Origin of the sequence: Xanthomonas sp. AM6 (genome assembly GCF_025665335.1) — a bacterium.
In the GTDB taxonomy this organism is placed as follows: domain Bacteria; phylum Pseudomonadota; class Gammaproteobacteria; order Xanthomonadales; family Xanthomonadaceae; genus Xanthomonas_A.
The window spans coordinates 2,036,405-2,060,049 of record NZ_CP106869.1; the positions used below are offsets into that span (position 1 = coordinate 2,036,405).

A 23,645-nucleotide genomic window follows, 5' to 3' on the forward strand; every position below is an offset into this window, starting at 1 on the left:
GGGATCAAAGGGCGGCCATGATAATGCGTGGCGATGTCCGATCCCCGCCCGCCGTCCGCCTTCGTTCCGGCCCCGAGCCGCTGGCAGCTGCCGCCGGGGCCGTGGCCGACGCTGCTGGACGGGCTGTGCGCGCGTTTCCCGCAGGTGTCGCGGGCGCAGTGGCAGGACCGCTGCGAGCGCGGCCGGGTGCAGGATCCGCACGGCCGGCCGCTGCCGGGGTCGCTGCCGTACCGGGTCGGGCTGGAGGTGCGCTATTTCCGCGAGGTCGCCGACGAGGCACCGATCGCCGGGCTGGAGCGCATCGTCCATGCCGACGCGCACCTGGTGGTCGCCGACAAGCCGCACGGGCTGCCGGTGACCCCGTCCGGGCGCTTCGTGCGCGAGACCTTGCTGGCGCGGCTGGTGGCGCGGCTGGGCAATCCGGCGCTGGTGCCGCTGCACCGCCTGGATCGCGCGACCGCCGGGCTGGTGCTGTTCTCGGCCGATCCGGGCAGCCGCGCCGCCTACCAGGCGCTGTTCCGCGAGCGGCGCATCGACAAGCGCTACGAGGCGCTGGCGCCGGCCTTGCCGGGGCAGGCATTCCCGCTGCTGCGCGCGAGCCGGGTGGTCCGTGGCGAGCCGTTCTTCCGCATGGCCGAGGCCGCCGGCGAGGCCAACAGCCTGACCCGGATCGAGGTGCTGGAGGCGCGCGACGGACCGCTGTGGCGCTACGCGCTGACGCCGGTGACCGGGCGCAAGCACCAGTTGCGCGTGCACATGGCCGCGCTGGGCGCCCCGATCCTGGGCGATGCGCTGTATCCGCAGTTGCGCGCGGAGAGGGAGGGTGCTGCCGCAGATAAGCTGCACTTGCTGGCCTGCGGCTTGGAGTTCGACGACCCGCTCAGTGGGCAGGCGCGCCGTTTTGCCAGCGCGCAGAGCCTGGCCTGGGCCGTCGGCATAGCGCCGTAACCTCTAAGCCAGCGGGACGCTTCGTGCCGACCCTCACCGAACCCCACTCCCGGCGGGAGAGAGGGCTAGGCTGTTCCATTCTCCCATCGGGAGAAGGTGGCCCGCAGGGCCGGATGAGGGTACGGGCGAAGCCTCGTGTACCCAAACGCAGCGAGCCGCTTCACGCCGGACCCTCACCCCAACCCCTCTCCCGGTGGGAGAGGGGCTCTTGCTGTCGCGGTGCGCAACGGTCAAGCTGCGACAGCGCCGCAGCCGGCTGAATGAGCGGCAGGGGAAGAAGCCTGCGCACTTTGCGCAAAACAGCAGGCGTATCGGCCGCGTTGACGCGAACTTTAGGCCTGCGTTCAGCTTCTTTGTGGGTCATCTCGGTTTGTCTACACAAACTTGTCGCTTTTTGCGGACGACCCGCGTATGGTTGGTCCACTGTGTTTGCTAGGGTCACCGTGAATCGTGGCCTGGTGCAGTTGATCTCGCGATCCGCTTCATCGTTCCGCTTTACCAACGCCTGCAACTCAGTCTCGGCCCCGATACCCGGTGGCTGCGATTTTCTTCAATTCAATGTTTCAGGAGTTAGTAAATGTCTGCTGATCGTCAGAGCGGTACCGTGAAGTGGTTCAACGATGCCAAGGGCTTCGGCTTCATCACCCCGGAAAGCGGCCCGGACCTGTTCGTGCACTTCCGTGCCATCCAGGGCACCGGCTTCAAGTCGCTGCAGGAAGGCCAGAAGGTGACTTTCGTCGCCGTCCAGGGCCAGAAGGGCATGCAGGCTGACCAGGTGCAGGCCGTCTAATCAGACGCCCGCCACCGCAAGGTTGCCAGAACGCCGGAAGCGCAATCTTCCGGCGTTTTTATTTGGGCGCGCCGTCGTCCCGGTTGCCGGGCCGGGTCCGCGGTGGTATCGCCCAGCGCCAACGTCGCCTCGGCGCGGCCCGTCGGTGCGTCGGCGCTGCGCGTGTCGCCGGCGCGGTCCATGGGCCGCCGCCGGGCCGGCTACCATGGTCGGCCCCGCGTCCCCGGAACCGCCGCCATGATCACCGTCCACCACCTCAACCAGTCCCGTTCCCAGCGCGTGCTGTGGCTGCTGGAGGAACTGGCGCTGCCGTACCAGGTGGTCAAGTACCAGCGCGACCGGCAGACCATGCTGGCGCCGCCGGAACTGCGCGCGATCCATCCGCTGGGCAAGTCGCCGGTGCTGGCCGACGATGGCCACGTGCTGGCCGAATCCGGCGCGATCCTCGATTACCTGGTGGAGCGCTACGACACCGAACGCGCGCTGTCGCCATCCCCGCAGCCGCTGGACGCGCCCGAGCGCCTGCGCTACCGCTACTGGATGCACTACGCCGAGGGCTCGGCGATGCCGCCGCTGCTGATGAGCCTGGTGTTCGGGCGCATCCGCTCGGCGAAGATGCCGTTCTTCGCGCGGCCGATCGCGCGCGCCATCGTCGACAAGGCGATGCAGGGCTTCGTCGGCCCGCAACTGACGCTGCACCTGGACTGGATGGAGCGCGAACTCGGCGCCAGCGGCTGGTTCGCCGGCGACCGCTTCACCGCCGCCGACGTGCAGATGAGCTTCCCGGTGCAGGCCGCGGCCGCGCGCGCCGGCCTGCAGGCCTACCCCAACCTGGCCGGCTTCGTGCGGCGTATCGAGCAGCGCCCGGCCTACCAGCGTGCGCTGCAGCAGGGCGGGCCGTTCGAGCTGCTCGGCAGCGGCAAGGCCGACTGAAGTCCGTTCCAGCCGAGCCGGTGGCGAGCGCGCCGACGGGCTCCAGGCCGCCGACACTCGTCGCGGGCGGCGATGGGCGCCCGCGTCGTCCGGTTCACGGCGGCCCCTCGCGCGGCGGGCACCGGCGCACGAAGGCGATGCTGTCGGCCATGACCGGCAGCGCCGGGTCGTCCTTGCGCAGCGCCAGCGCCAGGCGCAGATGGCCGACGCCGGGATAGGTCTTCAGGTCGGCGGGCACACCGACGCGGTGCAGCGCGGCCTGCAGCGCCTGGCTTTCGCGCGGCGCGACCACCCGGTCGGCGCCGCCGTGCAGCAGCAGCACCGGCGGTTCGTCGCCGTCGACGAAGGCCACCGGCTGCGAACGGCGCTGCTGCGCCGGGTCGCGGCCGAACATGCCGATCAGGTCGGTCTCGGTCAGCGGCAGGAAATCGTAGGGACCGGCCAGGCCGACCAGCCCGCACAGCTGCCGTGGCGACATCCCCTGCGCCTGCAGCCAGCGGCCGTCGCTGGCCAGCAGCGCGGCCATGTGCGCGCCGGCGGAATGGCCCATCAGCACCAGCCGGCGCGGGTCGCCGCCGTGCTCGGCGGCATGGCGCCGGCTCCACGCCACCGCGGCGGCGGCGTCGCGCATGAAGCCGTCCAGGGTCACCTGCGGGTACTTGCGGTAGTCCGGCACGATCGCGACCACGCCGTGCCGCGCCAGCGCTTCGCCGGCCCAGCGGTATTGCCGGCGGTTGCCGGTCTTCCAGGTGCCGCCGTGGAAGAACACCACCACCGGGGCGTCCCGCGCCGCGACCGGGCGGTAGACGTCGAGCTTGAGGCCATGCGCCGCATCGAACACGATGCCGCGTTGTTCGCCCAGCCCCTGGCGCGCGGAGCCGGCGTTGAGGCCGCCGAAGAACACGCTGCTGCAGGCGGTGACCAGCAGCGACGACAGCGCGACCAGCAGGTGGCGGGGCCAGCGCGGGGGCAACGGCGAAGCGTCGGACATGGTGGCCTCTGCGAAAAGAGCGGCCAGCATGCCGCAAGGGCATGTCGGCGTTGGGTGCAGGATGTGGTGGCGCTGCCGGGAACGACAGCCAAGGCTGGTGCGGATGCGCTGTCCGCACTGCAGTTCATCGCTGCTGCCTGCCACCGGGCGCTTGCTGCTTGCTCCTGTCGCAACGCTGCCGCATGCCTTGGCATGGGCATGCGCGGCGACAGAGGGGGGCTTATGGCGGCAAGAGGGGCTCAGGCGCGCCGCGGCTGTTCCCTTCTCACATCGGGACCATGGTCCCTTTTCGGGGGAAGGTGGCCCGCAGGGGCGGATGAGGGGACGGGCGCGCAGCTCCGTGCATCTTGAAAGCAGCCAATCTCTCGCCGCCCAGGCACACTCCAACGCGTGCCAATCACGCCTCAAGGCCTAAGCTGCATCAATGAGTCCATTACGCTTCGACAACCGTTTCACCGCCGAGCTGCCCGGCGATCCCGAGCGTGGTCCGCGCCGGCGCGAGGTGCTGGGCGCGTTGTGGTCGCCGGTCGAGCCGACGCCGGTGGCCGCGCCGCGGCTGCTGGCGCACGCGCGCGAGGTGGCGGCCATGCTCGGCCTGTCGGAGCAGGAAGTGCTGGCGCCGCAGTTCGCCGAGGTCTTCGCCGGCAATGCGCTGTACCCGGGCATGCGCCCGTACGCGGCGAACTACGGCGGCCACCAGTTCGGGCACTGGGCCGGGCAGCTCGGCGACGGCCGCGCGATCGCCCTGGGCGAGGCGCTGGGCGCCGACGGGCGGCGCTGGGAACTGCAGCTCAAGGGCGCCGGGCGCACCCCATATTCGCGCGGCGCCGATGGCCGCGCGGTGCTGCGTTCGTCGATCCGCGAATTCCTGTGCAGCGAGGCGATGCACCATCTCGGCGTGCCGACCACGCGCGCGCTGAGCCTGGTAGGCACCGGCGAGCAGGTGGTGCGCGACATGTTCTACGACGGCCATCCGCGCGCCGAGCCGGGCGCGGTGGTGTGTCGGGTGGCGCCGTCGTTCGTGCGCTTCGGCAGTTTCGAACTGCCGGCCGCGCGCGGCGATACGGCCTTGCTGCGCCGGCTGGCCGACTTCGTGATCGACCGCGATTTTCCCGAACTGCGCGCGCGCGGCGCCGGCCGCGGCGCCGATTGGTTCGGCGAGGTCTGCGCGCGCACTGCGACGATGGTCGCGCAGTGGATGCGGGTCGGCTTCGTGCATGGAGTGATGAACACCGACAACATGTCGATCCTGGGCCTGACCATCGACTACGGCCCGTACGGCTGGATCGACGACTACGATCCGGACTGGACGCCGAACACCACCGATGCGCAGGGTCGCCGCTACCGCTTCGGCACCCAGCCGCAGGTCGCGTACTGGAACCTCACCCGGCTGGCGCAGGCGCTGGCGCCGCTGTTCGCCGACGTCGCGCCGCTGCACGCGGGCCTGGAGCGGTTTCGCCAGGTGCATGCACAGGCCGAACGCGACACCGCCGCCGCCAAGCTCGGCCTGGCCGCCTGCGACGAGGCCGACCTGGCGCTGATGCAGGACCTGCTGCAGCTGCTGCAGCAGGGCGAGGTGGACATGACCCTGTGGTTCCGCGGGCTGAGCGCGCCGCAGGTGCCGGCGCTGGCGGACCTGGCCGAGGCGTTCTACGACCCGGCCAAGCTGGCCGCCCAGGCGCCGGCGTTCGAGGCCTGGCTGGCGCGCTATGCGCAGCGGCTGCGCGAGGATCCGCTGCCGGCCGACGAGCGCGCGGCGAAGATGCGCGCGGCCAACCCGCGCTTCGTGCTGCGCAACTACCTGGCGCAGCAGGCGATCGACCGCGCCGAGCAGGGCGATGCCGGCGGCGTGGCCGAGCTGCTGGAGGTGATGCGCCGGCCCTACGACGAGCAACCGGGCCGCGAGGCGTTCGCGACGCGGCGTCCGGACTGGGCGCGCGAGCGCGCCGGATGCTCGATGCTGTCGTGCAGTTCCTGACGGCGCGCGACGGCCTATCCGGGGTTCTGCCGGAAACCAGCCGACGCTGTCCCGGCGAGGCGCCGGCGCTGCACCCGAAAAACGGAAAGAGCCGTCTTGCAGGCGGCAACTGGACGCCGCCGACCACGCGCGGTCGGCATTCTGACGATCTGCCGGCCCCGCAGTGATCGCGACCGGCGGCCACCCTCGGCGTGGCCGCCGATGCAGGCCGAGGGCATCAACAGACCGGCGTGAGGCGTGGCGCGCCTGGCGGTGCAGCGAGGCGAGACGATTGCGCAGGCCTTGCCGAGAAGGCGAACACTCACTCACGCTTCGCGACGATCGGGCAGTTTCGGCGGGCCGCGCCGGTGGTTGCAATCGGCGCACTTGCGCCGAAGGCGGGCACAGGATTCCGAAAGCTTCGTCCTCCCTGAGCCAGCCGATGCAGGCCGAGGGCAGCGCCCTGGCCGCCGGCACCTGCGTGTGGCGCGTCCGCAGTCCCGGCGCAGCCTCAGCGCGACGGCGCGCTGCGATAGCTCCAGGCGGCCAGGAAGCTCGCCACCACTTCCGCCGCCAGCGCCTGCTGGGTGTCGCGATCCGGCGCCTGGCCGTTGAGCATCGCGCCGGGGTAGGCGTAGCCGATGGCCGCGCCGATGAACGCGGTGGCGGCCAGTTGCGGGGACGCCACGCGCACGTCGCCGCGCGCATCGAGCCGCTGCAGCAGGTCGCTGAGGCGTTGGCGCAGGCGTCCGGTGCGGCGCTGGTGCATCGACTGCAGCAGCTCGGGCATCTGCGCGCTGGCCTGCACCAGCAGCCGGTGCAGGCGCAGCGAGGACGGCGCGTACAGGTGCGCCTGCACGGTCAGCGCGATCTGCTGCAGCGTGCGCGGCAGGTCCTGCGAGGCGGTGTCGCCGATGTTCTCCAGCCGCGTCTGCAGTTCCTCGTTCAACGCCTCGAACACCTGCATCAGCAGGTCGGCCTTGCTGGAGAAATGGTTGTACAGGCTCTGCCGGGTCAGCCCGGCGTGCAGCGCGATCTGCTCCAGCGAGACCTCCAGGCCGTGCTCCAGCAACAGCTCGCGCGCCGCGCGCAGCAACCGCGGCCGCGCCAGCGCCGGACGTCCGCGCTGGCGGCCGGCCGGCGCCGCCGCACGCGCCTCGGCCGCCGGGCGGGCAGTGCGAGGCGGCCTGGCGCGGGCGGTTGTGCGATCCTTCATGCTTATTTATTTGTCTTTAAGTAAATTAAATATCCTCCCCCCAGCTTCCAGGATCAAGCGCATGCCCGCGCCCTTCGCCCAGCGTCCTCGCCGCGCGCTGCCGCTGCTGCTGTGCCTTTCCCTGGTCGTGCTCGCCGGTTGCAAGGGCGAGCGCGCGGCGCCCGCGGCGCAGGCCAGGACGGTCGGGGTGGTGACGCTGCAGCCGCAAAGCGTGCCGCTGAGCGCCGAGCTGGCCGGACGCACCGCCGCCTCGGAGGAGTCGGAGGTGCGCCCGCAGGTCAGCGGGATCCTGCGCAAGCGGCTGTTCGAGGAAGGCGCGCTGGTGCGCGCCGGGCAGCCCCTGTTCCAGATCGAACCGACCCTGTACCAGGCCGCGGCCAACGAGGCGCAGGCCAACCTGGCCACCGCCGAGGCCGCGCTGGCCACCGCGCAACTGCGCGCCGAACGCTATCGCGAACTGGGCAAGACCCGGCTGGCCGCGCAGCAGGACGTGGACGACGCGCAGGCGACCTACAAGCAGGCGCTGGCCAGCCGCGACGCCAACCGCGCCGCGCTGGAGACCGCGCGCACCCAACTGCGCTTCGCCACGGTGGAGGCGCCGATCAGCGGCCGCATCGGCCGCGCGCGGGTGACCCCGGGCGCGCTGGTCACCGCCAGCCAGGCCGACGCGATCGCCAAGATCCAGCAGCTGGACCCGATGAACGTGGACATCACCCAGTCCGGCAGCCAGTTCCTGGCGCTGCGCCGCGCGATCGCCGGCGGCGGGGTGCAGCCGGCCACCGCCGAGGTGCGTTTGAAGCTGTCCGACGGCAGCGACTATCCGCTGCCGGGCACGCTGCAGTTCGCCGACATCGACGTGGAGGAAACCACCGGCAGCGTGACGTTGCGCGCGCGCTTCCCCAATCCCGACGCGCAGCTGCTGCCGGGCATGTACGTGCGCGCGATCGTCGGCCAGGGCATCCGCCAGCAGGCGCTGCTGGTGCCGCAGGCGGCGGTCGACCGCACCCCGCGCGGCGACGCCCAGGCCTGGGTGGTCGGCGCGGACAACATCGTGCGCCAGCGCCAGTTCACCACGCTGCGCGCGATCGGCGACCGCTGGCTGGTCGGCGACGGGCTCAAGCCCGGCGAGCGGGTGGTGGTGGAGGGCCGGCAGGGCCTGAGCGACGGCGCCAAGGTGACCGTCAAGCCGGCCGCCGCTGCCGCCGGCCAGGGCTGAGCCGGCATGCTCGCGCGTTTCTTCATTGCCCGCCCGATCTTCGCCTGGGTGCTGGCGATCTGCATCATGGCCGCCGGCGCCATCGCCGTGTTCACCTTGCCGGTGGAGCAGTACCCGGACATCGCCCCGCCCGGGGTCACCGTCACCGCCACCTACAACGGCGCCTCGGCGCAGACGGTGGAGGACAGCGTCACCCAGGTGATCGAGCAGCAGATCAAGGGCATCGACCACCTGCTGTACTTCTCCTCGACCAGTTCCTCGTCCGGGCAGGCGCGCATCAGCATCACCTTCGACCAGGCCGCCGACCCCGACATCGCCCAGGTGCAGGTGCAGAACGCGGTCAACCAGGCACTCAACCGCCTGCCGCAGGAAGTGCAGCAGCAGGGCGTGACCGTGGCCAAGTCGCAGGGCGACAGCCTGATGGCGGTGGCGCTGTACGACAGCACCGACCGGCTGGACAACGTCGACATCTCCGACTACCTGATCAGCACCCTGCAGGACCCGATCAGCCGCATCAACGGCGTCGGCGAGATCAACGTGTTCGGCGCGCAGTACGCGATGCGCATCTGGCTGGACCCGCACAAGCTCAACGCCTACAACCTGATGCCCGGCGACGTGCGCAGCGCGATCGAGGCGCAGAACACGCAGGTCACCGCTGGCGAACTCGGCGCCCTGCCCACCGGCGCCGACCAGCAGCTCAACGCCACGGTGACCGCGCAGTCGCGGTTGCAGACCCCGGAGCAGTTCCGCGCCATCATCCTGGCCACACAGCCGGACGGCTCCAGCGTGCACCTGGGCGACGTGGCGCGGGTGGAGATCGGCGCCGAGAACTACCAGAACAGCGCCACGCTCAACGGTCATCCGGCGTCCGGCTTCTCGGTGACGCTGTCCTCCGGCGCCAACGCGGTGGCCACCTCCGACGCGGTGCGCGCCACCATCGAGCGGCTCAAGCCGACCTTCCCGCCGGGCATGGAGGTCGCTTACCCGCGCGACAGCACGCCGTTCGTGCGCATCTCGATCCAGGGCGTGGTGCACACCCTGGTCGAGGCGATCGTGCTGGTGGTGGTGGTGATGTTCCTGTTCCTGCAGAACGGCCGCGCCACGTTGATCCCGGCGATCACCGTGCCGGTGGTGCTGCTGGGCACGTTCGGCATCCTCGCCGCGGCCGGTTTCACCATCAACACGCTGACCCTGTTCGCGATGGTGCTGGCGATCGGCCTGCTGGTGGACGACGCCATCGTGGTGGTGGAGAACGTCGAGCGGATCATGCACGAGCAGCACCTGCCGCCGCGCGAGGCCACCGAGCAGTCGATGGGCGAGATCACCGGCGCGCTGGTCGGCATCACCGTGGTGCTGGGCGCGGTGTTCCTGCCGATGGCGTTCTTCGGCGGCTCCACCGGCATCATCTACCGCCAGTTCTCGATCACCATCGCCTCGGCGATGGCGCTGTCGGCGCTGGTCGCGCTGACCCTGACCCCGGCGCTGTGCGCGACCCTGCTCAAGCCGGTGGAGAAGGAGCGCCAGCCGGGACGCTTCTTCCGCTGGTTCAACCGCGGCGTGGAGCGCAGCCAGCAGGCCTACCAGCGCCGGCTCGGCACGCTGCTGCGGCAGCCGCGGCGCTGGATGGCGCTGTACGCGGTGATCGCGCTGGCGATGGTGGCGCTGTACGTGCGCATGCCGACCGGCTTCCTGCCGGTGGAGGACCAGGGCCAGGTGCAGATCCAGTTCACCACGCCCGAAGGCACGCCGCTGGCGAAGACCGAGGCGCTGGGCCGGCGCATCAGCGACTATTTCATGACCCACGAGAAGGACAACCTCACCGCGATCTTCATGGTGATCGGGCGCAACAACGCCGGCACCGGGCAGAACGCCGGCCAGGCCTTCGTCGCGCTGCGGCCGTGGGGCGAGCGCAACCGCGACAACACCGCGCAGGCGATCATCGACCGCGCCAACGCGCATTTCCGCAGCACCGCCGACGCCAAGATCAGCGTGCTGTCGCCGCCGGCGGTGCGCGGCCTGGGCCAGTCCAGCGGCTTCGAGCTGTGGATCCGCGACAGCGACGGCGCCGGCCGCCCGGCCTTGCTGAAGGCGCAGCAGCAGGTGCTGCAGGAGGCCGGTGACGACCCGCAGCTGACCGCGGTGCGGCTCAACGGCCTGGGCGACAAGGCGCAGCTGCAGGTGGACATCGACCAGGCCCAGGCCAGCGCGCTGGGGCTGGCGCAGAGCGACGTCAACGCTACCCTGTCCACCGCCTGGGGCGGCAGCTACGTCAACGATTTCGTCGACCGCGGCCGGGTCAAGCGCGTCTACGTGCAGGGCGATGCGCCGTACCGCTCGCTGCCGGAGGACATCGGCCAGTGGTACGTGCGCGGCAAGGACGGGCAGATGGCGCCGTTCGCCAGCTTCGCCAGCACCCGTTGGACCCGCGGGCCGCAGCTGCAGCAGCGTTTCAACGGGTTGCCGGCGGCGCAGATCCAGGGCGGCGCCGCGTCCGGCAGCAGTTCCGGCGAGGCGATGCAGCGGATGCAGGCGCTGGTCGCCAAGCAGGAGGGCTTCGACCTGCAGTGGAGCGGGCTGTCCTACCAGGAGCAGCTGTCGAGCAACCAGACGCTGTGGCTGTACACCGCCTCGATCCTGTTCATTTTCCTGTGCCTGGCGGCGCTGTACGAGAGCTGGTCGATCCCGGTGGCGGTGCTGCTGGTGATCCCGCTGGGCGTGGTCGGCACGGTCACTGCGACCACCCTGGCCGGTTTCGTCAACGACATCTATTTCCAGGTCGGCCTGCTGACCACGATCGGCCTGTCGGCGAAGAACGCGATCCTGATCGTGGAGTTCGCCGAGGCGCAGCAGAAGGCCGGGCGGCCGCTGCTGGAGGCGGCGCTGGAAGGCGCGCGGCTGCGCCTGCGGCCGATCGTGATGACCTCGCTGGCGTTCGTCGCCGGCGTGCTGCCGCTGGCGCTGTCCACCGGCGCCGGCGCGGCCAGCCGGCGCGAGATCGGGGTCAGCGTGATCGGCGGCATGGTCTCGGGCACGGCGCTGGCGGTGCTGCTGGTGCCGCTGTTCTTCGTGCTGGTGCGCGGCCTGCTGCACGCGCCGGCGGCGGACGCGCCGGCCACGTCGGCCGGGTGAGCCATGAACGGCTCAGGACGCGGCGCTGCGCGGCCGCGTCCTGCGCCTAAAATGGGCGCCTTCCTCCGCTTCGATGCCCCGATGAACGAGTCCTCCTGCTGCGACGCGCCCGCCGACGCACCCGTGCACTGGTCCAGCCATATCCGCGACATCGCCGATTTCCCCAAGCCGGGCATCGTGTTCAAGGACATCACCCCGCTGCTGGCCGACGGCCCGGATTTCGCCTCGGCGCTGGACGAGATGGCGCGCCCGTGGCGCACCACGCCGCTGCACGCGGTGCTGGGCATCGAGTCGCGCGGCTTCATCCTGGGCGCGGCGCTGGCGCACGAACTGCGCACCGGCTTCGTGCCGATCCGCAAGCCGGGCAAGCTGCCGGGCAGGACCGTGACCCAGGACTACGCGCTGGAATACGGCAGCGACCGCATCGAGATGCACGCCGACGCGCTGCCGGCCGGCGCGCGGGTGCTGATCGTGGACGACGTGCTGGCCACCGGCGGCACCCTGCGCGCGGCGCTGTCGCTGGCGCGGCAGCTGCAGCTGGAGGTGGTCGGCGCGGCGGTGCTGGTCGAACTGCAGGCGCTGCAGGGACGCGCGCGCTGGAGCGATGCGGTGCCGTTGCTGGCCACGCTGCGTTACTGAGGCGAAACCGGCGCGTGCGGCCGCTGCCCGCGCCGTGCGATGCCGCGCCGCAACCGCGCCACTGCGGGCGTGCCGGCGTGGTCGCGCGGCGAGGGATCGGTCAGCAGGCGCGTCGCCGCACCGCACTTGTGCTGGGCGCACCGTGCCGGGCTCGCCCGCAGCGCAAGCCTGTGCGTCAGTGCGGATAGACGACGTTTTCCAGGCCGGGGTCGCCGTAGGCGTCGGCATGGCTCAGGTGGCCGTCGAACGGGCCGACCTTGCAGATCCGCCCGTCCTGGGTGAATACCAGCTGCAACCCGTGTTCTTGTTCCCAGTCGCAGTTGCACGCCAGGCTGATGCGCACGCTGCCGTCGTGATAGCGGCTGGCATAGGCTTCGAAGCCGAACTGGACGTGCTGCCACACCTGCGCCGGGCCGTCGATGCGCGGCGAGGGCATGCCGTGTTCTTCGTGCAAGGCATGCATGCGCCGGTAGTAGGCGAACACGTCCGCGGCGGCGGCATCGAGCACCGCCTGGTCGATGCGCAAAAACGCGGCGACGGCGGCGCCGAAGTCGGCCTGCGCCGGGTCGGCGGCATATTCTTCGAGGATGAAACCGCAGTCCTTGCGCATCCACGGCACCGGCACCGCCACGCTCCAGGCGTTGCCGTCCTCGTCCTCTTCCAGTGCGTCCAGCACCTGCTGCAGCGCGCTCACAGCTTGCTGACCCGGAACCGGCGGCCCTTGATCTTGCCGGCCTGCAGTTGCCCCAGCGCCCGGCCGGCATGTTCGCGGGCCACGGCGACGTAGGAGCGGGTAGGGTAGATCGCGATCTTGCCGATCGCCGCGCCCGACAGCCCGGCCTCGCCGGTCAGCGCGCCGAGGATGTCGCCGGCGCGCAGCTTGTCGGTCTTGCCGCCGTCGATGCGCAGCGTGGTCATCGCCGCCTGCGGCAGCTGCGCCGGGCGCGCGGTGGCCAGCGGCGCGCGCGACCAGCGCAGCGGCTGGCCCTGTTCGGCCTCCAGCGCCTGCGCGCGCGCCACTTCGCGCGGCGCCACCAGGCTCAGCGCCAGGCCGCGCTTGCCGGCGCGCGCGGTGCGGCCGATGCGGTGGCGGTAGGTCTCGGTATCGGTCGGCAGTTCGTAGTTGAGCACCGCCGCCAGGTCCTCCACGTCCAGCCCGCGCGCGGCCACGTCGCTGGCGACCAGCACGTTGCAGCTGCGGTTGACGAAGCGCACCAGCACCTCGTCGCGGTCGCGCTGTTCCATGTCCCCGTGCAGCGCCAGCGCCGAGAAACCGAACTGCTGCAGCGAACCGGCCACCTCGTCGACCTCCTTGCGGGTGTTGCAGAACACCACGCTGGATTCGGGGGTGAAGCGCAGCAGCAGCCCGGCCACCGCCTTCTGCCGGTAGGTCGGGTCGACCTCGAAGAACTGCTGCTCGATCTCCGGCGCGCTGTCGGCGCCTTCGATGGTGATTTCCGCCGGCTCCTTCAGCAGCTCGCGCGCCAGGGTGCGGATCGCATCGGGGAAGGTGGCCGAGAACAGCAGGCTCTGGCGGTGCTTGTCGCAGCGGCTGGCGATCTCGCGGATCGGCTCCTCGAAGCCCATGTCGAGCATGCGGTCGGCCTCGTCCAGCACCAGCGTGCGCACCCCGCCCAGGTGCAGCGCGCGTTTGCGGGCCAGTTCCTGGATGCGGCCGGGCGTGCCCACCACCACCTGCGGATCGTGCGCCTCCAGCGAGGCCAGCTGCGGGCCCAGCGGCATGCCGCCGGTCAGCACCACCAGCTTCATGTTGGGGATGCCGGTGGCCAGCTTGCGCAGCTGCTTGCCGACCTGGTCGGCCAGTTCGCGGGTCGGGCACAGCACCAGCGCCTGCGCGCGGGTCACCTCCGGATCGAGTTTCTGCAGCAGTCCCAGGCCGAATGCGGCGGTCTTGCCGCTACCGGTGGGCGCCTGCACGATCACGTCGCGTCCGTCCAGGATCGGGGGCAGGCTTTGCGCCTGCACCGGGGTCATCGTGGTGTAGCCGAGGGCGTCGATGCCGGGCGCGAGCGCCGGGGAGAGGGGCAGGGTGGCGAAATCGTTCATGGGGCATTTTAGCCGGGACTCGGGACTCGGGACCGGGGACCCGGAAAAACACGGCCGGATCACCCGTCCAGGTCGCGCGCAGACCGGGGCGCAGGGGCTCCGGCGGGGCCGGGGTCAGTCGGGTCCAGCCCCAGCGCGGCGACGCGGCGCACGAATTCGCGGAAGCAGACCTCGGACACGCCGGCGGCCATGCCCGCCTGCTCGGGTCCGAGATCGGCCGGGCCGTCGTCCAGGTGCAGGACGTAGCGATGGAACCAGGGGTTGGGGTGGCTGGTGTCGTGTTGCGCTTCCACCCGGTAGCCGCCGTCGCCGCAGCACTCGCGCAGCAGCTCGATCAGCGCGTCGTGGGCGTCGTCGAAATTGTCGGCGCCGAAGCGAGCCTGGATCCGCTCCGGCGCGATGCGCAGGGTGCGGCGGCGGTGACCGGGCCGCGCGGCCGGCATCGGGTTCGGGTTCGGGCGAGGGCGCATCCACGTACAATAGCCCAATGCCTCTTATCACCTTGCAGAACGTCGACTACAGCGTCGGCGGCCCCTTGTTGCTGGAAAAGACCGAACTGTCGATCGAGCCGGGCGAGCGTATCGCCTTGATCGGTCGCAACGGCGCCGGCAAATCCACCTTGATGAAGCTGATCGCCGGCGAGCTGAAGCCCGACGACGGCGAGATCCGCGTCCAGCAGGGCGTGCGCATCGCGCGGCTGGAGCAGGAGGTGCCGCACGGCGCCGCCGGCAGCGTGTTCGATGTGGTCGCCGACGGCCTGGGCGAGCTCGGCCACTGGCTGGCCGAGTTCCACCGGCTCAGCCATGCCGCCGAGTTCGACGGCGATGCGCTGGGCGCGGTGCAGTCCAAGATCGACGGCGCCAACGGCTGGGCGCTGGACCAGCGGGTCAACGAGACCCTGACCAGGCTCGATCTGGACGGCGACGCGGAGTTCGCGCGGCTGTCCGGCGGCATGAAGCGGCGCGTGCTGCTGGCGCGGGCGCTGGTGTCGGCGCCGGACCTGCTGCTGCTCGACGAGCCCACCAACCACCTGGACATCGAGGCCATCGACTGGCTGGAACTGTTCCTCAAGGGCTGGAACGGCAGCGTGGTGTTCGTCACCCACGACCGGCGCTTCCTGCGCGCCCTGGCCACGCGCATCGTCGAGATCGACCGCGGCCAGGTCACCAGCTGGCCCGGCGACTGGGCCAACTACGAGCGCCGCCGCGAGGAGCGGCTCAACGCGCAGGCGCAGGAGAACGCGCGCTTCGACAAGCTGCTGGCGCAGGAAGAGATCTGGATCCGCCAGGGCATTAAGGCGCGCCGCACCCGCGACGAAGGCCGCGTGCGGCGCCTGGAGTCGATGCGCAACGAGCGCACCCAGCGCCGCGAGCTCGGCGGCAACGTGCGCATGGAGGCGGCGCAGGGCGAGTCCTCGGGCAAGAAGGTGATCGAGGCCAAGGACCTGAGCTTCGCGTTCGGCGCGCGGACCATGGTGCGCGATTTCTCCAGCACCATCCTGCGCGGCGACCGCATCGGCCTGATCGGCCCCAACGGCAGCGGCAAGACCACGCTGCTGAAGCTGCTGCTGGGCGAACTGACCCCGGCCAGCGGCGAGGTGCGTACCGGCACCAACCTGCAGGTGGCCTATTTCGACCAGTACCGCGCCACCTTGCGCGAGGACTGGAGCGCGATCGAGAACGTCGCCGAGGGCCGCGACTTCATCGAGGTCAACGGCAAGCGCAAGCACGTGCACGGCTATCTGCAGGACTTCCTGTTCACCCCGGAGCGTGCGCGTGCGCCGATCACCCGCCTGTCCGGCGGCGAGCGCAACCGCTTGCTGCTGGCGCGGCTGTTCGCGCAGCCGTCGAACCTGCTGGTGATGGACGAACCGACCAACGACCTGGACGTGGAGACGCTGGAACTGCTGGAAGAGCTGCTCGGCGACTACACCGGCACCTTGCTGCTGGTCAGCCACGACCGCGACTTCATCGACAACGTGGTGACCTCGACCATGGTGATGGAAGGCGACGGCCGCATCGGCGAGTACGTCGGCGGCTACAGCGACTGGGTGCGCCAGCGCGCCGCGCCGCCGGCCAGCGCGATGGCGGTGGCCAAGGCGTCGGCGACCGCGGCGGCTACGGCGCCCGTCGCGGCAACGGCCGCGGTGGCCGCCGCGCCGGCGGCCAAGCGCAAGCTCAGCTACAAGGATGCGCGCGAGCTGGAGCAGCTGCCGGCGCGGATCGAGGCACTGGAGCAGCAGGTCGCGGCGTTGACCGCGGCGATGACCGAACCGGCGTTCTACCAGCGCGACGCGGCGGCGGTGAGCGCGCATACCCAGGCGCTGACCCAGGCCCAGGCCGAGCTGGACGCGGCCTATGCGCGCTGGAGCGAGCTGGACGCGTAGCGGTTGGTGGCGCGGTTGGAGCGGTCTTCGTTTCTTTTGCGACGCTTCCGCGGCTAGGGCGGGGGCGCTGTGGGGCTTCGGCGCCGCCTGTTTCCGGTTTGCGACGGCGCAGCGGCTTCGTTCGTCGCGGCTGAAGCCGCTCCCACAAGGGGCTGGCGGCCGGCTCGCCGGCGCATTGCAGGAGGGGCTTCAGTCCCGGCACTTTTCGGTCGCGGCGCCACTGCCGCTTCGCTCGTCGCGGCTGAAGCCGCTCCTACAGGGGGCGCGGCTTACGGCTGGTGCGCTGATAGAAGGAGCTTCGGCGCCGATCGGTTCCGGAGCCGGCAGGGCCATTGCTGCGTTCGTCGCGACTGAAGTCGCTCCTACAAGGGGGCGGCCGGCTCGCCGGCGCATTGCAGGAGGGGCTTCAGTCCCGGCACTTTTCGGTCGCGGCGCCACTGCCGCTTCGCTCGTCGCGGCTGAAGCCGCTCCTACAGGGAGCGGGCGGCCAGTGTGCTTGGTGCACTGTAGGAGGGCCTTCAGCCCCGACTGGTTCCGGAGCCGGCAGGGCCATCGCTTCGCTCGTCGCGGCTGAAGTCACTCCCACAAGGGGCTGGCGGCCGACTCGGCGGGATGCATCGCGGGAGAGGCTCAGTCCCAACACTTTTCGGTCGCGGCGCCACTGCCGCTTCGTTCGTCGCGGCTGAAGCCGCTCCTACAGGGGGGCGCGGCGGACATGCTGGGTGCACTGTGGGAGGGACTTCAGTCCCGACGGTGTGAAGCCGGCAGGGCTCCCGCTGCGTTTGCCGCACCGAGGCGGCTCCTGCATGCCGGGTTGCCTGCACCGAGAAGGCACCGGCCGCGCGATGGCGCAATCGGCGGTCGCTCAGCGCGAAGCGGTGTCTTCGTCTTCGTCGTCGTCATCCATCTCGTCCACCTCATCGTCCTGGCTGCCGCGCGCATCGTCTTCGGCCTCGTCGCCGGCCAGCAGGCCGACGAAGGCGACGAAGGCGATGCCGTCCTGGGCCCATTCCTTGGCCACGTCGTCGAGCAGTTCCAGCAGTACGTCGAAATCCTTCTTCGCCACCGACTGCAGTTCGGCGGCGTCTTCCAGCAGCAAGGCGTAGCCGCCCTTGGCCGGCAGCCACGACAGGTCGCGCAGGCCGTCCATCAGCGCGTCCCAGTTGCGGCCGAAGCCGACCGGGAAATCCAGCTGCGCGGCCAGCCGCATCAGCAGCATCGGCTTGCTGTTGCAGCCGCGCAGGTCGATCCGGCACAGCCGCAGGCCGGCGTCGCGGCCGAGCGCGGCGATGCTGTCCAGGTCGCTGTTGGCGACGCGGTACACGCCCGACGCGGCCGGCTCGGCCAGGTTCAGCGAAAAGTTGAAAGTGTTCATGGCGACGGCCTCCCGGAGGCGATGCTGAAACTGCGGAAACTGGCGTAGTGGTCGTCGCTGTAGTACCAGACGTCCGGCGGGTCGCCGCCGGTGACGATGCGCCGCGTCCCGCGGTGCTCCAGCCCCGGCGTGTCGACGGTGTATTCGCGATAGTAGCCGCGCGGGCGTGACGGCAGCCGGTTTTCGCGGTTGCCGAACACGCTGCCGTCCTGGCGGTGCGGGAACGGGCCGCCGCGCTGGATCAGGGCGATGGTGGCGCGCGCCTCCGGCGGCAGGAACGGCGGCAGCGGATCGGCGCCGGCGGCCGGCGCCGGCGGACGTTGCGCGGCGGGCGCCGGCGGCGGCGCGGGATCGCTGAGCGAGGGCGCGAACTGCGGATGCGGCGGCTGCTGCAATGCGCGGATGCCCCACAGGCCGGCGGCGAGCAGCACGATCGCGGCGATCAGTAACACGGGCTTGCGCATCATCGGCGACGGCTCCAGTGAGAACGTTGGCGCAGCGTCTTGCGGACGCGGCAACGGCACAGTATGGGCGAGCGTGGCTGTTCGTGCTCTGAAGGGCGATCGTGCTCGGCGGGGCGGGGCGGATCGCCTCGCCCCGGAAGCGGATCATCGTGGGCAGCTGGATTCGGCAACCGGGTCCGGCGGCGGAGCGATGCCGTCCATCGACGATGCGCTCCATGCCGCCGATCACGGGTCCGCGCGCGCGCAGGTGCGGCACGGGTCGGCGCGCGTCGGCGTCGCGCGTGGCCGCTGCGGGCCAGGCGCGACGCCGACGCGCGATCGCGCAAGACAGCCGCGCGGCGCGCTCTGGTCACGCAATTGCCACACGCAGCGCCGCAGCGGCGCCGGCCGATTCACATTCGACTAACCGGGTGCTGGCGCATCGTAGCCGCCGATCCGCGGCGTCGGCCGACACCGCCGCCGCGCGATGGGACGATGTTTCCCCCACGCCGGCCTTGGTAAGGCCGCTGGTCGTCCCTACCATTCACCACGCAACGTCCGTCCTTCCGGCGGGCGAAAGTCCAGGAGAACCGCATGGCCTACACCCTCCCCAAGCTGCCCTACGCCTACGACGCGCTGGAACCGCACATCGATGCGCAGACGATGGAAATCCATCACACCAAGCATCACCAGACCTACATCAACAACGTCAACGCCGCGCTGGAAGGCACCGAGTACGCCGATCTGCCGATCGAGGCGCTGGTGTCCAAGCTGAAGTCGCTGCCGGAGAACCTGCAGGGCCCGGTGCGCAACAACGGCGGCGGCCACGCCAACCACTCGCTGTTCTGGACGGTGATGGCGCCCAACGCCGGCGGCACCCCGGTCGGCGACGTCGCCAAGGCGATCGACAGCGAACTGGGCGGCTTCGACAAGTTCAAGGAAGCCTTCACCAAGGCCGCGCTGACCCGCTTCGGCAGCGGCTGGGCATGGCTGAGCGTGACCCCGGACAAGAAGATCGTGGTCGAGAGCACCGCCAACCAGGACAGCCCGCTGTTCGAAGGCAACACCCCGATCCTGGGCCTGGACGTGTGGGAACACGCCTACTACCTGAAGTACCAGAACCGCCGCCCGGACTACATCGGCGCGTTCTTCAACGTGGTCGACTGGAACGAAGTGGAGCGCCGCTACCACGCCGCGATCGGCTGATCGCGCCGGCAGCCGTTCGATCGAAAGGCCGGGCTCGCGCCCGGCCTTTTTCTTTGGCCGCCCGGCGCTAGGCCGCCGGCAGGCACAGCGTGGCGGTGGCCGGCGTGCGATCGGCGGCCATGCCGTCGCCGCCGTTGGCCGCGGCCGGCGCGTCGGCGCCGGCGATGTCGCGGTTGTGCCGGGCATACCAGCCCGGGGTGGCGCCGGTGACGCGGCGGAAGCTGTTGACGAAGTGGCTCTGGTCGAAGAAGCCCAGTTCGTAGGCCACTGTGCTGACCGAGTGGCGCCCGCTCTGCAGCAGTTGCCGGGCGCGTTCGATCCGCCGCTGCAGCAGGTACTGCATCGGGCTGTGGCCGGTGCTCAGGCGGAACATGCGCGCGAAGTGGTAGCGGCTGACGCAGGCGGCATTGGCGATGTCGGACAGGCCGATGCGTTCGGCGAGGTGGTGGTCGATGTAGTGCTGGGCGCGGGCCAGCGCGGACGGGCGCAGGCCCTTGCTGGCGGTGCTGGCGGTGCTGGCGGTGCTGGCGGCGCGGGGGCATTCGGCAGCGGCGGAACGGGAGGCGGGTGCGTGGGGGCGGGGCATGGCGTGTCTCCTGGGAAGCGCCGGAAACGCATGCGCGCGGTCTGGGGCTGGCGCCTGCGGCACGCGCGTGGACATCGTCTCCGGACGGCGTCCATGCTGGTGCCGGCGCCGCATCGCGGCCACCCCATTCCGGCAGAGCGGATGCTCACCCGTTCGGGGGATTCCGCTGCGGCGGCGCATGCGGGCCGCGCGGCAACACCAGCAGGCGCCGGCCGAAGCAGCGCGCGTCCAGCGAGTAGGCGCCCGGCCCGAGCAGCGCCAGCGCCAGCGCCGGCAACGCCGCCAGCAGCGCGCTGCCCGCTGCGGTGGTGCCGTGCCACAGCGCCAGTCCCGGCACCGCGCAGGCCAGCACCGCGGCCAGCGGGGTGAGCGCGCCGGCGGCGGCCATCAGCGCCAGCGCCATCGCCGCCCAGCGCCACGCCGGCGGCAGCGCCCACGCGCCGACAGCGGTGGCCGGCCACAGGCTCAGCGCCAGGAACAGGCGCAGGGCCAGCAGGCCCAGTCCCGCGCTGCCGCCGGGAAACATGGAGTAAAGTCGTTGCATGGAATCCAGGCTAAGGCCGGCGCGGCACGCCGGCCTAGCCGTATACGAGGCAGCGCGGCATCCCTCGATCGGGGTGTTGGCGGCGTCCGCGGCGCTTGCCGAAAATCCGGTTTTCCCCTTTTTGCGAGTCAGAGGAAGCGCAGTGCGAAGTCTGCGAAGACGGCGTTGGGCACGCGCTGTGTTGATGCTCGGCCTGGCCTTCGCGGCGCCGCTTGCCGCCACCGCGCCGCCGCCGCCGCGACCGACGCCGCTGCACAACACCGCCTGGCGGGTGGAGCAGGGCGCGCCGGCGGACGTCTGGGCGCTGGCGCAGTCGGCCGACGGTTACCTGTGGATGGCGACCGGCTTCGGCCTGTACCGCTTCGATGGCGAGCGGTTCGAACGGCGCGAGCCGGCGCATGGCGCGCATTTGCTGTCGCAGAACGTGACCGCGCTGACGGTGCTGCCGGACGGGCGCATGTGGCTGGGCTATTTCGACGGCGGCGCCAGCCTGTTGCAAGGCGATCGGTTGCTGCAGTACGGCGCGGCCGAGGGCTTCCCGGGCGGGCCGGTGGCGCGGCTGGAACAGGACGGGCAGGGGACGCTGTGGGCGGCGACCTGGGGTGGGCTGGCGCGGTTCGACGGCCGCCGCTGGCAGCGGATCGGCGCCGACTGGGGCTATCCCGCCGCGCGCGCGGAGTGGCTGCTGCGCGACAGCCGCGGGGCGCTGTGGGTGAGCAGCGGCGACGGCGTGCTGCGCCTGCGCCCGGGCGCGCGCCGCTTCGAGCCGACCGGCATCGCCACCGCGCTGTACGCGATGCTGGCGGAAAGCCCGGACGGCCGCATCTGGCTGTCGGACCGGCGCGGCGGCACCCGCGCCATCACCGATGCCGGCGGCACGCTGCTGCCGGCGGCGGCGCAGCGTGCCGCGCCGGCGCTGCGCACGCTGGCGGCGCGGCGCATGGGCTTCGCCCGCGACGGCAGCCTGTGGCTGTCCGATTTCCAGGCGCGCGGCGTGGTGCGGGTGGTGCTGGAGGATCCGCGCGCGCCGCGGCTGGAGCATTTCCGCCGCCGCGACGGCCTGGCCTCGGACTTCGCCGCGCCGGTGCTGGAGGACAAGGAAGGCAATGTCTGGATCGGCAGCACGCTCGGCCTCAACCGCTACCGCCACCGCAACGTGATGGCGCTGCCCGGCCAGCCCGGCGCCGAGGCCGGCGAGGTCGAGGTGCACGCGCAGCCGGACGACAGCGTGCTGGTCACCGACCCGCACGGCATGTTCCGGGCCGATGCCGCCGCCGCCGCGCGCTTGCTGCGCGGCGAGCCGCTGGCGCAGGAATACGCGCGGCTGCGCGACAGCGGCTGGGTGCTGGGCGAGTCCGGCATGGTGCGCATGCAGCAGGGGCGCCGCATCGAGGTCGCGCTGCCGGCCGGGCTGCAGGCGCGGCAGGTGCGCGCGTTCCTGTCCGACCGCGGCGGCGACGCCTGGGCGGCGGTGGCCGAACACGGCGTGTTCCGCTACCACGCCGGGCAGTGGGCGCGGCAGGCGCACCTGCCAGCGGACACCTGCACCGCGATCGCCGAGGACGCGCAGGGCCGCTACTGGTTCGGTTATCCGTCCGGCCAGGTGCGGCAACTGCACGGCGCGCGGGTGCGTACGTTCGCGGCCGGCGACGGCCTGCAGGTCGGCCGGGTCACCACCATCCATGCCGGCGCCGCTGCGCTGCTGGTCGCCGGCGAACTGGGCATCGCGCAGTGGCGCGGGGAACGCTTCGCCACGCTGCCGCCGGCGCGCGCGCCGGGCCTGCGCGGCATCACCGGCATCGCCGAGACCGACGATGGGGAACTGTGGTTCAACGGCGCCGTGGGCGTGGCGCGGATCGCGCGGGGCCAGCTCGACGCGGCGTTCGGCGGCGCCGACGTGGCGCTGCAGCCGGCCTACTACGATGCCGCCGACGGCCTGCCCGGCGTGGCGGTGCAGGCCAACCTCGGCGGCACCGCGGCGCGCGACGCCGATGGCCTGGTGTGGTTGGCCACCAGCCAGGGCCTGGCCTGGATCGACAGCCGGCGCCTGCGGCGCAATCCGTGGCCGCCGCAGGTGTTCGTGCGCGGCCTGGCCGCCAACGAGCAGGCGCTGCCGCTGCAGGCGCCGCTGCTGCTGCCCAAGGGCACCACCCGGCTGCAAATCGCCTACACCGCGACCAGCCTGACCGCACCCGAACGCGTGCGCTTCCGCTTCCGCCTGGACGGCGTGGACGAGGCCTGGCGCGATGCCGGCACGCGCCGCGAGGCGTTCTACACCAACCTGCGCCCAGGGCAGTACCGCTTCCAGGTGATCGCGGCCAACAACGACGGGGTCTGGAACGCGCGCGCCGCCACGCTGCGCTTCGGCATCGCGCCGCGCTTCGTGCAGACCCCGGCGTTCTGGGTGCTGTGCGTGCTGGCGCTGCTGCTGGCGCTGTCGGCGCTGTACCTGCTGCGCATGCGCCAGCTGGCCACGCGGCTGCGGCTGCGGCTGGAAGAGCGGTTCCAGGAGCGCGAGCGCATCGCCCGCGAACTGCACGACACCTTGCTGCAGGGCTACCAGGGGCTGATCCTGCGCACCCATGCGGCGCTGAGCACGCTGCCGGCCGCTGCGCCGTTGCGGCGAGAGCTGGAGAACACGCTGGACCGCGCCGAACAGGCGCTGGAGCAGGGCCGCGACCGGGTCGAGGGCCTGCGCGCCAGCGCCGGCCGCACCGAACTGCTGCCGGCCGCCTTCGCCGCGCTGCTCGAGGAACTGGGCGCGCAGTCGCAGGTGCAGCGGCGGGTGCTGGTCGAAGGCGTGCCGGTGGCGCTGCAGCCGCTGGTCGACGACGAGCTGTACCAGCTCGGCCGCGAGGCGCTGCTCAATGCGTTCCGGCATGCGCAGGCGGGCAGCATCGAGGTCGAGATCGCCTACGGCCGCGACGCGCTGCGGCTGCGCTTCCGCGACGACGGCCGCGGCATCGAGCCGCAGGTCCTGGCCGCCGGCGGCCGCGCCGGGCATTGGGGGCTGACCGGCATGCAGGAGCGCGCGCGGCGCATCGAGGCGCGGCTGGACGTGTGGTCGCGGCCGGGCATGGGCACCGAGATCAACCTGCGCCTGCCGGCGCGGCGCGCCTACCGCGAACCGGCGCGAAACCGGCTATGGTGCCGCCTGCGCCAATGGCTGTCCGGAAACAAGTGAAGTGAGCGAAGCGTCGTCCGTGCCAATCCGCATCC

At 71.6% G+C, this 23,645-nt stretch carries 19 protein-coding genes; 10 read left to right on the plus strand and 9 right to left on the minus strand.

Annotation, left to right across the window (positions count from 1 at the left end):
• Nucleotides 1–33 precede the first annotated feature (33 nt).
• From OCJ37_RS08475 to OCJ37_RS08485, 3 genes are all read left to right on the plus strand, one after another.
• Nucleotides 34–948, plus strand: coding sequence for a pseudouridine synthase (locus tag OCJ37_RS08475; RefSeq protein ID WP_263113210.1), 915 nt, complete (start codon nt 34–36; stop codon nt 946–948).
• Between the two features lie 577 nt (nt 949–1,525).
• The gene (locus OCJ37_RS08480) at nt 1,526–1,738 is read left to right on the plus strand and encodes a cold-shock protein (protein ID WP_263113211.1); all 213 of its coding nucleotides are present in this window, start codon (nt 1,526–1,528) and stop codon (nt 1,736–1,738) included.
• A gap of 237 nt (nt 1,739–1,975) precedes the next feature.
• A complete protein-coding gene (locus OCJ37_RS08485; RefSeq protein ID WP_263113212.1) occupies nt 1,976–2,671 on the plus strand; it encodes a glutathione S-transferase family protein in 696 nt (231 codons plus the stop codon).
• A 94-nt stretch (nt 2,672–2,765) separates the two neighbouring features.
• On the opposite strand, the gene OCJ37_RS08490 is transcribed toward OCJ37_RS08485, so the two are convergent.
• Complete coding sequence (locus OCJ37_RS08490) at nt 2,766–3,662, minus strand: alpha/beta hydrolase (protein WP_263113213.1); 897 nt, start codon at nt 3,660–3,662, stop codon at nt 2,766–2,768.
• A 424-nt stretch (nt 3,663–4,086) separates the two neighbouring features.
• Between OCJ37_RS08490 and OCJ37_RS08495 the strand changes: the two genes are divergently transcribed.
• Nucleotides 4,087–5,640: a protein adenylyltransferase SelO gene (locus OCJ37_RS08495; RefSeq protein ID WP_263113214.1), complete on the plus strand. Its 1,554-nt coding sequence runs from the start codon at nt 4,087–4,089 to the stop codon at nt 5,638–5,640.
• Between the two features lie 490 nt (nt 5,641–6,130).
• Here the strand turns inward: OCJ37_RS08495 and OCJ37_RS08500 are convergent, their stop codons facing one another.
• Entirely contained in the window at nt 6,131–6,835 is a 705-nt protein-coding gene (locus OCJ37_RS08500) for a TetR/AcrR family transcriptional regulator (RefSeq protein ID WP_263113215.1), read from the minus strand.
• Between the two features lie 61 nt (nt 6,836–6,896).
• Here OCJ37_RS08500 and OCJ37_RS08505 point away from each other — a divergent pair, with 61 nt between their 5' ends.
• From OCJ37_RS08505 to OCJ37_RS08515, 3 genes are all read left to right on the plus strand, one after another.
• Nucleotides 6,897–8,051 (plus strand): efflux RND transporter periplasmic adaptor subunit, encoded by a 1,155-nt coding sequence (locus OCJ37_RS08505; protein ID WP_263113216.1) that lies wholly within the window; start codon nt 6,897–6,899, stop codon nt 8,049–8,051.
• 6 nt (nt 8,052–8,057) lie between these two features.
• On the plus strand, nt 8,058–11,180 hold the full coding sequence (locus OCJ37_RS08510) for an efflux RND transporter permease subunit (protein ID WP_263113217.1): 3,123 nt from the start codon (nt 8,058–8,060) through the stop codon (nt 11,178–11,180).
• An 81-nt stretch (nt 11,181–11,261) separates the two neighbouring features.
• Nucleotides 11,262–11,819 carry an adenine phosphoribosyltransferase gene (locus OCJ37_RS08515; protein WP_263113218.1) on the plus strand — a complete coding sequence of 186 codons (558 nt, stop codon included), beginning with the start codon at nt 11,262–11,264 and terminating at the stop codon, nt 11,817–11,819.
• A 175-nt stretch (nt 11,820–11,994) separates the two neighbouring features.
• On the opposite strand, the gene OCJ37_RS08520 is transcribed toward OCJ37_RS08515, so the two are convergent.
• Genes OCJ37_RS08520 through OCJ37_RS08530 form a run of 3 tightly spaced genes read right to left on the minus strand, consistent with a single transcriptional unit; the run spans nt 11,995 to nt 14,329 of the window.
• Nucleotides 11,995–12,513 carry a DUF6985 domain-containing protein gene (locus OCJ37_RS08520; protein ID WP_263113219.1) on the minus strand — a complete coding sequence of 173 codons (519 nt, stop codon included), beginning with the start codon at nt 12,511–12,513 and terminating at the stop codon, nt 11,995–11,997.
• Nucleotides 12,510–13,886: an ATP-dependent RNA helicase DbpA gene (gene dbpA / locus OCJ37_RS08525; protein ID WP_263113220.1), complete on the minus strand. Its 1,377-nt coding sequence runs from the start codon at nt 13,884–13,886 to the stop codon at nt 12,510–12,512. Before dbpA ends, OCJ37_RS08520 begins: the two co-directional genes overlap by 4 nt.
• Before the next feature lie 59 nt (nt 13,887–13,945).
• The gene (locus OCJ37_RS08530) at nt 13,946–14,329 is read right to left on the minus strand and encodes a hypothetical protein (RefSeq protein ID WP_263113221.1); all 384 of its coding nucleotides are present in this window, start codon (nt 14,327–14,329) and stop codon (nt 13,946–13,948) included.
• 44 nt (nt 14,330–14,373) lie between these two features.
• On the opposite strand from OCJ37_RS08530, the gene OCJ37_RS08535 reads away from it, so the two are divergent.
• A complete protein-coding gene (locus OCJ37_RS08535) occupies nt 14,374–16,272 on the plus strand; it encodes an ATP-binding cassette domain-containing protein (protein ID WP_263113222.1) in 1,899 nt (632 codons plus the stop codon).
• An 865-nt stretch (nt 16,273–17,137) separates the two neighbouring features.
• Here OCJ37_RS08535 and OCJ37_RS08540 read toward each other — a convergent pair.
• Together OCJ37_RS08540 and OCJ37_RS08545 are read right to left on the minus strand one after the other, a co-directional pair.
• On the minus strand, nt 17,138–17,647 hold the full coding sequence (locus OCJ37_RS08540; RefSeq protein ID WP_263113223.1) for a barstar family protein: 510 nt from the start codon (nt 17,645–17,647) through the stop codon (nt 17,138–17,140).
• Nucleotides 17,644–18,111, minus strand: coding sequence for a guanyl-specific ribonuclease (locus OCJ37_RS08545; RefSeq protein ID WP_263113629.1), 468 nt, complete (start codon nt 18,109–18,111; stop codon nt 17,644–17,646). The genes OCJ37_RS08540 and OCJ37_RS08545 overlap by 4 nt, the downstream gene beginning before the upstream one ends.
• A 573-nt stretch (nt 18,112–18,684) precedes the next feature.
• On the opposite strand from OCJ37_RS08545, the gene OCJ37_RS08550 reads away from it, so the two are divergent.
• Nucleotides 18,685–19,296 carry a superoxide dismutase gene (locus OCJ37_RS08550; RefSeq protein ID WP_263113224.1) on the plus strand — a complete coding sequence of 204 codons (612 nt, stop codon included), beginning with the start codon at nt 18,685–18,687 and terminating at the stop codon, nt 19,294–19,296.
• Between the two features lie 67 nt (nt 19,297–19,363).
• Here the strand turns inward: OCJ37_RS08550 and OCJ37_RS08555 are convergent, their stop codons facing one another.
• On the minus strand, nt 19,364–19,882 hold the full coding sequence (locus tag OCJ37_RS08555) for a helix-turn-helix domain-containing protein (protein ID WP_263113225.1): 519 nt from the start codon (nt 19,880–19,882) through the stop codon (nt 19,364–19,366).
• 145 nt (nt 19,883–20,027) lie between these two features.
• A complete protein-coding gene (locus tag OCJ37_RS08560; RefSeq protein ID WP_263113226.1) occupies nt 20,028–20,426 on the minus strand; it encodes a hypothetical protein in 399 nt (132 codons plus the stop codon).
• A gap of 184 nt (nt 20,427–20,610) precedes the next feature.
• On the opposite strand from OCJ37_RS08560, the gene OCJ37_RS08565 reads away from it, so the two are divergent.
• Nucleotides 20,611–23,610: a sensor histidine kinase gene (locus OCJ37_RS08565; RefSeq protein WP_263113227.1), complete on the plus strand. Its 3,000-nt coding sequence runs from the start codon at nt 20,611–20,613 to the stop codon at nt 23,608–23,610.
• The last annotated feature ends 35 nt before the right edge of the window (nt 23,611–23,645 follow it).